Origin of the sequence: Azospirillum halopraeferens DSM 3675, assembly GCF_000429625.1 — a bacterium.
In the GTDB taxonomy this organism is placed as follows: domain Bacteria; phylum Pseudomonadota; class Alphaproteobacteria; order Azospirillales; family Azospirillaceae; genus Azospirillum; species Azospirillum halopraeferens.
The window spans coordinates 1-7,608 of the sequence record NZ_AUCF01000050.1; the positions used below are offsets into that span (position 1 = coordinate 1).

Annotated in this window: 5 protein-coding genes and 1 pseudogene; 3 read left to right on the forward strand and 3 right to left on the reverse strand. The window is 70.6% G+C overall.

Going from position 1 to position 7,608, the window contains the following annotated elements:
• Together G472_RS0124550 and G472_RS0124555 are read right to left on the reverse strand one after the other, a co-directional pair.
• A partial coding sequence (locus tag G472_RS0124550; protein WP_035693677.1) for a DctP family TRAP transporter solute-binding subunit occupies positions 1 to 626 on the reverse strand: 626 nt, incomplete at its 3' end.
• Positions 627 to 926: 300 nt separating this feature from the next.
• Positions 927 to 1,232 carry a sll1863 family stress response protein gene (locus G472_RS0124555; protein WP_029010494.1) on the reverse strand — a complete coding sequence of 102 codons (306 nt, stop codon included), beginning with the start codon at positions 1,230 to 1,232 and terminating at the stop codon, positions 927 to 929.
• A gap of 383 nt (positions 1,233 to 1,615) precedes the next feature.
• On the opposite strand from G472_RS0124555, the gene G472_RS0124560 reads away from it, so the two are divergent.
• Positions 1,616 to 2,650 carry a Glu/Leu/Phe/Val family dehydrogenase gene (locus tag G472_RS0124560; RefSeq protein WP_029010495.1) on the forward strand — a complete coding sequence of 345 codons (1,035 nt, stop codon included), beginning with the start codon at positions 1,616 to 1,618 and terminating at the stop codon, positions 2,648 to 2,650.
• Between the two features lie 16 nt (positions 2,651 to 2,666).
• Here the strand turns inward: G472_RS0124560 and G472_RS0124565 are convergent, their stop codons facing one another.
• The gene (locus G472_RS0124565) at positions 2,667 to 4,385 is read right to left on the reverse strand and encodes a uracil-xanthine permease family protein (protein WP_029010496.1); all 1,719 of its coding nucleotides are present in this window, start codon (positions 4,383 to 4,385) and stop codon (positions 2,667 to 2,669) included.
• Between the two features lie 187 nt (positions 4,386 to 4,572).
• Here G472_RS0124565 and G472_RS38405 point away from each other — a divergent pair, with 187 nt between their 5' ends.
• Positions 4,573 to 7,236, forward strand: a complete 2,664-nt coding sequence (locus G472_RS38405; RefSeq protein ID WP_084536897.1) for a PAS-domain containing protein — start codon at positions 4,573 to 4,575, stop codon at positions 7,234 to 7,236.
• Between the two features lie 100 nt (positions 7,237 to 7,336).
• Positions 7,337 to 7,608, forward strand: a pseudogene (gene eno, locus G472_RS0124575) (phosphopyruvate hydratase); the annotation flags it as partial.

Below are 7,608 nucleotides of genomic sequence, written 5' to 3' on the forward strand. Positions count from 1 at the left end.
GACCACGGGTTCTCCGCACCGTCGACGGTGCCGGTCTGCAGCGCCTGGTACACCTCGGCGAAGGCCATCTTCTGCGGCACGCCGCCGACCGCCTGGAACTGCGAAACCAGCACGTCGGAGTTCTGCACGCGGAACTTCATCCCCTTGGAATCGGCCGGCGTGCGCAGCGGCTTGTTGGCCGAAAGCTGCTTCATGCCGTTATGCCAGTAGCCCAGCCCGATGAAACCCTTCTTCTCCATGGACTTCAGCAGCTTCTTGCCGGCCTCGCTGGCCTGGAAGCGGTCGACCGCCTGAATGTCCTCGAACAGGAACGGCAGGTCGAAGACCTGGAGCTGCTTGGTGTAGCGGTCGAACTTGGACAGCGACGGGGCGATCAACTGCACGTCGCCCAGCGCCAGCGCCTCCATCTCCTTGGCATCGCCGTAGAGCTGGGAGTTGGGATAGACCTCGACCTTCACCCGGTCGCCGAGCCGCTCCTCCACCAGCTTCTTGAACATCAGGGCGCCCTGGCCCTTGGGCGTGCTGTCGGCCACCACGTGGCTGAACTTGATCACGATGGGCTTCTGGGCCAGCGCGGGACCGGTCATGAGGGCGAGCGCCGCCACGGCGGCGAGCAGGATCCGCATTGCTATTCCTCCGAATTGTTCGTTTGTTGTCCGCCGGCCGCGGCTGCGCGGGTGGGGCCGCGGCCCGGAAACCGTACCGGATGGCGACCCGGACCATGGTCCGGGCGTTCGGGGCCACCCTCGCTCGCATCGACACCGATCAGGCGCGAACCTGCCGTCGATGCCGCCATGGGCCCCTCCATCCGCGAATGCCGGTCTGCCGGCCGGCAGGGCCGACCGGTCTCAAAAAAGGTATACAACAATTCGTGCTTCGGAACAGGGCTTTTCGAACCGTGGTAATACCACGCAATTCGACAGGGCTCAGGCCGCGGCCCGATCGAGGCGGGCTTCCAGTTCGTCCAGGCCGGATGCCAGTTCGGCGATGGCCTGGTCCGCGCCGGCGCGGGCGAACGGCCACGCCTCGTCACTGGCCTGATGGGCGGACTCCACGCGCGCCATGGCCCGGTTGCGCCGGCCGCGCAGCGTGTCGAGCATGCGTTCCAGCGAAACCCGTTCGGCCGCATCACGCCGTTCGACGGCGCGGCGCAGCATCTCCAGCCGCTCCCCGGCCATGGCGATGGTGGTCCGGCACTGCGTGACGTAGGTTTGCCGCTGACGCGCCTTCATGATCCTCCCCCTTCAGCCGCCGTCGACGGCATGGTCCGGCGGTCCCCCCTCCGGTTGGCGTCGATATGGGCAAGCCCCATCGCCCCTTCCAGCGTGCCGCGACGCCGTATGACGTTTGCACCCCCCGCCCGGATACCCGCACGCCGGCCACGCCCATCGTTGCACTGCGGGATTGTTTGCTCGGCGTCATGTCATTGCTTTTCGTCGACGCGAGGCGGCGGGTTCTGACCCGGAACACGTCTTTTGTATCATTTTTCGTCTTCTTTTGAAGACCGCCGTTCGCTTCCTTGAAACCGGTCGAAAGCGGCAAATACCTAAGTGCAGGGACAAAATGTCGCAGCGCTGCGCCGCGGCGTCGCGCTGCCCGCAGATGGAGGTTGCGTATGCCCGTTTTCGAGGCCGACGCCTTCGACCGGCACGAGCAGATCGTCTTCGCCGCCGACCCCGACACCGGCCTGAAGGCCATCATCGCCATCCACGACACGCGCCGCGGCCCGGCCCTCGGCGGCTGCCGCTACTGGTACTACGACGACGAGCGGGCAGCGCTGACCGACGTGCTGCGCCTGTCGCGCGGCATGACGTACAAGGCGACCATGGCGGGGCTGCCCTACGGCGGCGGCAAGTCGGTGATCCTGGCCGATCCGGCCCGGCCGAAGACTCCGGAGCTGATGCGGGCGCTGGGCCGGGCGGTGGATCGCCTGAGCGGCCGCTACGTGGTGGCCGAAGACGTGGGCACCTCCCCCGCCGACATGGCGGAGGTACGGCGCGAGACGGCCCACGTCGCCGGACTGGCCGAGGGCGGCGGCGATCCCTCGCCGGCCACCGCGTACGGCGTCTGGCGCGGCATCCATGCCGCTGTCAACCACCGGCTGCGCCGCAACGCCCTGGAGGGGCTGACGGTGGCGGTGCAGGGGCTGGGCCACGTGGGCTATCACCTGTGCCGCCACCTGCACCAGGAGGGCGCGCGCCTGTACGTGACCGACATCCGTCGCAGCGGAGTCGAGCGGGCGGTGCGCGACTTCGGCGCCATTGCCGTCGACGCCGACGCCATTTACGACGTGGATGCGGACGTCTTCGCCCCCTGCGCGCTGGGTGCGGTCATCAACGACAACACGGCGGGGCGGCTGCGGGCGTCGGTTGTGGCGGGATCCGCCAACAACCAGCTCGCCGCGCCGCGCCACGGCGCCCTGCTGGCCGACCGCGCCATCCTCTACGCCCCGGACTACGTCATCAACGCCGGCGGCCTGATCAACGTCCACCACGAGCGCAGCGGCGCCTACGATCGCGACACCACCTACGCCCACGTGGCGGGGATAGAGCGCACGCTGGCCGACGTCTTCGCCCGCGCCGCGCGCGACGGCGTCCCCACCGACGTCGCCGCCGACCGCATGGCGGAGGAGCGGCTGAAGGCGGCCTGACCGGGCGGCCGCGCCGTCAGTGATCGAAATGCAGGGCCAGCACCGCCTCGTCGCCGCGCGACGAGGCGGTGACCCGGTCCGCCACGCGGGTGATCAGGGTGCCGGAAACCGAGCGCATGGCCTCGTCGATCCCGGCATCGCCTTCCGACTCCAGCAGCGCCCTGATGTCGACGGCCCCGGCCCCGAGGGCCGGCGGGCTGCCGGCGTAGCGCAGGCGCAGGTCCAGGTTCAGCTCGTCGAAAGCGGCCTCCACGGTCACCTCCCCCCGTGCCAGGCCGTCCCGCGACAGGGTTTCCATCGCCTCGATCAGGGCCAGGGTGGCGCGCTGCACCACATCGCGCCGCGCTCCCCAGACGCCGCCCTGCGTCTCCATGAACTCGTAGAGATCACCCAGCGGCGTGTGCCCCGGCGTGAACGCCACACGGGCGCGCCGAACCGCACCGATGCGGAAGACCATGTTCAGGATCAGCGCCGCGGCGGCGGCCACCGTCAGCTCCGAGCCGACCAGCGGCCGCGCCCAGTCCGGAACGCCGTGGTAGAGGCCGGGCAGCGCCGCCACCGATAGGCCCAGGATGGTGGACAGGCCGATCACCAGCATCCGCCGCTCGTTCAGCAGGCGCGACATGATCAGCTCCATGCCGGCGGTGATCAGGCAGGCGGCGGTGAACACCAGCACCGCGCCGATCACCGGGCGGGGCATCAGGATCAGCAGGGTCGTCAGCTTCGGCACGAAGGCTGCCGCCACCAGCAGTGCCCCGGTGACCAGGCCGACCACCCGCGCCGTCACGCCGCTGGCGAAGGCCAGCCCGATGTTGGCCGACGAGAAGCCGGTCCCCAGTGTCCCGACCGACGCCGCCAGGGTGGTGGTGGCGCCATCGGCGAACAGGCCGCGGCTCAGCAACCGCATGTCGGTACGCGCCCAGTGGGCGGTGTTCATCTTGTCCAGCGAGACGATGGAGCCGACCGAGTCCATCATGGTGATGAGGGTGGCGATGAACAGCGGCGGCAGGATGTGGAGGCTGAAGGACAGCTCCGGGAACATCGGCGCCGGCATCGCCACCGCCGGCGCCTCGGCCAGGGCCTGCGCCACCTCCGGCCCCACCAGCCCGAGGGCGGCCGCCGTGCCGTAACCCGCGGCGCAGCCGATCAGCACCGCGTACAGGCGCATCGGCCCCTTCGCCCACACCGTCAGAACGACGATGCAGCCCAGCGTAGCCAGCCCGGTCGCCACGGCGGCGGAATCCGCGCCGCCGGCCGCCGCATCGTAGCCGGTGAACCGGCCGATGCCGCCGGACACCAGCGACACCCCCAGCATCATCACCGCAACCCCGCACACCTCGGGCGGGAAGTAGCTGCGCAGCCGCGGCAGCAGGCGCGCCAACCCCATCTGGGCGATGCCGCACACCACCAGCGTGCCGAACGCCGCGCCGGGACCGGCCGTCCGCGCCGCGGCGATGAGGGCGGGGAGGACGATCGGGTTGGGGATGATGACGGCGAGAAAGCCGCTGCCGAAGCGAGTCGCCTGCAGCATGGTTCCCAGCCCGACGATCAGGGTGGCCGTCGTCACCATGCCCATGGTCGCCTCCCGGCTGAGGCCGAGTTCGGTGGCGACGATGACGGGATAGACCATGAACATCAGCGCCAGCACCAGGTGCTGCACCGACAGGACGGCGACCGCCCGCGCAGGCGGGCGTTCGTCGAGGGCGTAGAGAAGATGGGGCGGGCGCTCGCTCATGGATCCCTGCGTCGCTGTGCTCGCGGAGAAAGGGGGCGAGAGTCACCGGTCATGCTGAACAAAGCGTTACCGTGGACCCTGCGCCGCGCTCTGCGACGGTCGGCGGAGTTTTCGCACCCCGTCCGGATCGGGTAAGGTGGTACAAGGTGGCGGGCGGACGACGGATGCGCGAACGGGGCGACGGCTGATGGCGGGGGCGGGACTGATCCGCTTCGATGGACAGGGGCGCCCTGCCGGGGTGAACCCCGCGGCGCGCGAATCCCTCGGCCTGGCCGGCGATGACGAGGCGGCGGGCGGACCCGCCGCCCTGCTGGACCGGCTGCTGGCGGACGGCCGGTTCGCGATACCGGACGGTGGCGATGCCGCGGCGCTCGCCGCCGGCGAGGCGCTCGTCCTCAGCCGCCGCGACGGCGTCCGGTTCACCCTGGCGCTGGCCGCGGACGGCGACGGCCATCTGCTCACCATCGCCCGCACCGCCGCACCGCCCGACGACGGCCCGGCCGACCCCCGGGCCCTGCCGGAGAAGCACGCGCTTCTCGAGACGGTGTTCGATTCCCTGTCCGACGCGGTGTGCGCGTTCGACCGCGACCAGCGTCTGGTGGTGTGGAACCGCCCCTACGCCGAGATGTTCGCCATGCCCGACCGGTTGCTGCAGCCGGGAACCCCGTGCGAGGATCTGGTGCGCCATACGGTGACCCAGACCGACCTGGCACCCGGCGAGGACGTGGAGTCGGTCATCGCCGGACGCGTCGCCGAGGCCCGTCGGTTCGACTGGTTCGATTACAGCTTTCGGCGCCGCGACGGGACCATCATCGAAGCCCGGCACTGCCCGCTCCCCGGCGGCGGCTACCTGCGCCGCTTCACCGACGTCACCAGCCGCGCCCGCGCGGCGGAGGCCCAGCGCGCCATCCTGCAGGCCATCGCCTTCCCCATGGTGGTGACGCGGCATTCCGATGGCGTGCTGATCCTGGGCAACCAGCCCGCGGGAGACTTCTTCGGGGTCGATCTGACGACCGTCACGGGGACCATCCGCGCCGCCGACGTCTACGCCGACCCGGCCGACCGGGAACGGCTTCTGGAGGAGCTGCGCGCCCGCGGCGGCGCCGTCGACGCCTTCGAAACGAGCATGATCGCGGCCGGCGGGCGGGAAGCCCGGGTGCTGCTGTCGGTGCGCCTGTTCCGCTACCGGGGTGAGGAGGCGATCCTCGCCTGCATCAGCGACATCTCCGCGCGCAAGCGGGCGGAACAGGACCTGGAGGCGCAGTGGTCGCTGTCGCGCGCCGTGCTGGAGGGGCTGAGCCAGGGCGTCATGGCCTTCGACCGGGAGCACCGGCTGATCGCCTGGAACCGCCGCGTGCTCGACCTGCTGGAGATCCCGCCGGACTTCCCGCACTTCCGCCGGCCGCTGGAGGAGATCACCCGCTACGTGGCCGAACGCGGCGGTTACGGGCCGGGACCGCTGGAGGAGGTGATGGCCCGCCGCCGGGCTCTCATCGCCGCCCCCCTGCCCCGCCGCAACGAACGGACGCGCCCCGACGGCGTGATCCTGGAGACACTGACCCGCGCCCTGCCCGACGGCGGATTCGTCACCACCTACACCGACATCACCGCCCGCAAGGCGGCGGAGCGCGAACTGGCGGCCAGCCGCGAGCTGTTCGAACTGGCCATCCGGGCCGCCCGCGAGGGCATCTCCCAATGGAACCTGGATACGGGGGAGCTGTGGTTCTCCCCCCAATGGTGGGCGCTGCTGGGCTACGGCGAGGATGAGGCGGTGAACACGGTGGAGCGGTGGGGCGAACTGATCCTGCCCGAAGACCGCGCCCTGTCGCTGCAGGTGGCCCGCGACTTCGCCGCCGGGGTCATCGACGACTGCCAGCTCGTCCAGCGCTTCCGCCACAAGCTGGGCCATACCGTCCACCTCTACACCCGTGCGGTCAAAGTGACCGACGAGACGGGGCGGGCGATCCGCCTGATCGGCTCCCACACCGACATCACCGAGCGCATCCACGCGGAGGAGGCGGTGCGCGCCGCCAAGGAGCAGGCGGAAAGGGCGCTGCGCGAGTTGAAGGAGGCGCAGGCCCATCTGATCCAGTCGGAGAAGATGGCGGCGCTGGGCTCCCTGGTGGCGGGGGTGGCGCACGAGATCAACACGCCCGTGGGCATCGCCCTCACCGGCGCGTCGCTGCTGGCCGAACGCACCCAGGCGATCCGGCGCGCCGTGGACGACGGCCGGCTGCGCCGCACCGACCTGACGGAGTACCTGGAGGTGGCGGCGGAGGCATCGCAACTGATGCTGCTGAACATCGACCGCGCCGCCCAGCTCATCCAGAGCTTCAAGCAGATGGCCGTCGACCAGGCCAGCGAGGAGCGGCGCGTCTTCGACCTCGCCGACTACATCCACGAGGTGCTGCGCAGCCTGGGCGTGCGGCTGCGCCGGGCCGCCCATACGGTGGAGGTGGACTGCCCCGCCGATCTGGTCATGGACAGCTACCCCGGCGCGCTCAGCCAGGTGCTGACCAACTTCGTGATGAACTCCATCACCCACGCCTATGCGCCGGGAAGCAGCGGACGCCTGCGCATCATGGTCCGCTGCCCGACCCCGGACGAGGTGGAGCTGCGTTATTCCGACGACGGCCGCGGCATCGACGAGGCCCTGCACGCCAAGGTGTTCGAGCCGTTCTTCACCACCAGCCGCGGAACGGGCGGCAGCGGGTTGGGGCTGAACATCGTGTACAACATCGTCACCCGCACCCTGAAGGGCCGCATCGCCCTGGACAGCGCCCCCGGCCGCGGCACCGTCTTCACCCTGCGGTTTCCCAGGGTCGTCTCCTGCGCGGAGGCCGTTGCATAGCCCCCGCGGCCCGCCAAATGGGGAAAACCGCACGCCCGGCCTTGCCACCCCGATCCGGCGGGGCTATCAGGGGCGCGTCCGTTCACGGAGGAAATCCAGCATGAGCGCCATCACCGACATCCACGCCCGCGAAATCCTCGACAGCCGCGGCACGCCCACGGTCGAGGTCGACGTCACGCTCGAGTCCGGGGCCACGGGCCGTGCGGCCGTGCCCTCCGGCGCCTCCACCGGGGCGCACGAGGCGGTGGAACTGCGCGACGGCGACAAGGCCCGCTTCGGCGGCAAGGGCGTGCGCAAGGCCGTCGAGTCGGTCAACGGCGAGATCTTCGACGCCCTGTCCGGCCTGGAATCGACCAACCAGCGGGCGCTCGA

Bases quoted from the DNA above. Each gene is read 5' to 3' on its own strand.
- G472_RS0124555 (WP_029010494.1), bottom strand. From the start codon at position 1,232: ATGAAGGCGCGTCAGCGGCAAACCTACGTCACGCAGTGCCGGACCACC.
- G472_RS0124560 (WP_029010495.1), top strand. From the start codon at position 1,616: ATGCCCGTTTTCGAGGCCGACGCCTTCGACCGGCACGAGCAGATCGTC.
- G472_RS0124565 (WP_029010496.1), bottom strand. From the start codon at position 4,385: ATGAGCGAGCGCCCGCCCCATCTTCTCTACGCCCTCGACGAACGCCCG.
- G472_RS38405 (WP_084536897.1), top strand. From the start codon at position 4,573: ATGGCGGGGGCGGGACTGATCCGCTTCGATGGACAGGGGCGCCCTGCC.